At 70.4% G+C, this 1995-nt stretch carries 2 protein-coding genes; both read left to right on the top strand.

The window, feature by feature from the left end:
- Positions 1-59: 59 nt before the first annotated feature.
- Entirely contained in the window at positions 60-1049 is a 990-nt protein-coding gene (locus EAO70_RS34920; RefSeq protein WP_148006834.1) for an NEW3 domain-containing protein, read from the top strand.
- Between the two features lie 229 nt (positions 1050-1278).
- Positions 1279-1917, top strand: coding sequence for a DUF6000 family protein (locus tag EAO70_RS34915; RefSeq protein ID WP_261993201.1), 639 nt, complete (start codon positions 1279-1281; stop codon positions 1915-1917).
- The last annotated feature ends 78 nt before the right edge of the window (positions 1918-1995 follow it).

The raw sequence follows: 1995 nt of genomic DNA, 5'->3' as shown, positions 1-1995 counted from the left end.
CCCCGCATCCCCGCATCCCCGCATCCCCGCATCCAGCAGACTCGCGAAGGAGACAGACCGTGCGACCAGTCCGAGTGATCAGCCTGCTCAGAGCCGGGGCCGCCGCGGCGGCGATACTTCTCGTCCCCACGCCGGTCCTCGCTGCGGCACCGGCTCCCGCCGTGGCGAAGACGGAGGTGGCCATCGCACCGGTCGACCTCCAGGGGCCGGCCATCTCGGCGGTGAAGGTGACCGTCAAGAACGCGGGGCCCGAACGCATGCGATCCCTGAAGGTGTCCTTCGCCGGGCCGGTCGGCTGGGCGGTACAGCCGGCCGAGCGCACCGTGAGCGCCGCCGTCGCCGCGGGCCGGACCGTCGCCACCGAGTTCAAGATCCAAGTGCCGGAGCAGCGACCGGGGTTCAGGGTCCGCACCTTCACCGCTTCCGTGACGTACAAGGGCGGTGACGGGGCAGGGTCCGCCACCGGCACGCTGTCCCAGCGCACGGGCGAGCCGCTGGCCGACCTCAAGGCCGCCTACAACGGCGTCGCCATCACCGACGAGTCGGACACCGCACCCGGCGACTACGACGGTGAGGGCAACAGCTTCTCCGCGCAGAAGCTCGCCGCCGTCGGCCTGACCCGCGGCGCGTCCGTGGCCGCGCTGGGCGCGAAGCTGACCTGGCCGGACGTGCCGAGCGGTACGAAGGACAACGTGGCGAGCGCCGGGCAGGCGGTCACTCTGAGCGGGCAGGGCAGCCGGCTCGTCTTCCTCGGGTCGGGCGTCGGCAGCGGTGCGACGGGCACGGCCACCGTGTACTACAAGGACGGGACGTCCGCGAAGGGTTCGTTCGGCTTCCCCAACTGGTCGTTCTCCCCCGCCGACGCGCACGGCGCGACGCTCGTCGCGTCGTCCGACGGCCGGAACCGCCCGGACGGGTACGGCAACGCCGGTATCGCCTACCGCGTGTTCGCCCACTCCATCCCGCTCGACGCGGCCAAGCAGGTCGACTTCGTCGTCCTGCCGGACAACAGCGGCATCCATGTCTTCGACATGGCCATCGCGGCCTGATCCGCTGTTGATGCCTTGCTGAGGGACTGCCGATGTCCTGCTGATGCCCTGCGCCAGACCGCGAGCTTCGCGGACAGCCCGCCCCGCCGTGAAAGATGGCGGGGCGGGCTGTCCGTCTCCGCCCCTCTCCGTAGCCGGTGAACCGTGGCAAGTGGCAAGCTGCAACGGTTTTCCCCGCCGGCTGGGAAAGCAGTGGCTCACGCCGGCCCTCACCGGTCAGGATGAGGCTGTGCGTGATGTCCGGAGTGATCCTGAACTGCAAGCTGCGGCCCGGCGGTTCGTCATGCCCGATCGGCGATACCTGCGGCTCGGCGGTGGGCTTCTGCGGCACAGTCCTGACGAGCGCTCTGCGTTCGTGCGGGATCTGGCCCAGGCCGCCCACGACATCACTCCGAGGGAACTCCAGGTCCTCTTCGAGGGGGGATGGCGTGAACGCAGGACCGCCGCCTGGCTGACCGCCGTAGCACACCGGACAGAGTTCCGTGCGCTCCTGGGCAGGCTCCTCCTCGCCAGCGAGGGGCCGTACGCGGGCCAGGCGTATTGCGTCGCCCTCGCGACGTTCGGCAGCGCTGCGGACGCCGAGCTGCTCGGCGACTTTCTCGATGTCTACCTGGCGCGTCCCGACCTCCACTACGACCAGGTGGTCGTCCTCGGAACGCTGCAGTACCTGGATGACACCCACGGCTCGGCCCACGCGACACGGTTCCTGGTCCCGGGCGGCCCCTGGGAGCGACTGCTCGAAGCCAGAGGCACGCCGGGCCACGACCCGCGGGACTCCCGGCAGTACTCACGGCAGATCGTGGAAGGACTCTGCGCAGTCGTCGCCGAGGCCGCCGCGGTCCTCGCCTCGCTGAATCGCGAGAGCTGATCGCGGCCGAGCCGTGGGTGTCATCCAGGTACTGCAGCGTTCCGAGGACGACCACCTGGTCGTAGTGGAGGTCGGGAC

The organism is Streptomyces sp. adm13(2018) (assembly GCF_008042145.1).
GTDB lineage: Bacteria > Actinomycetota > Actinomycetes > Streptomycetales > Streptomycetaceae > Streptomyces.
This window is presented reverse-complemented; position numbering and strand designations above follow the sequence as displayed.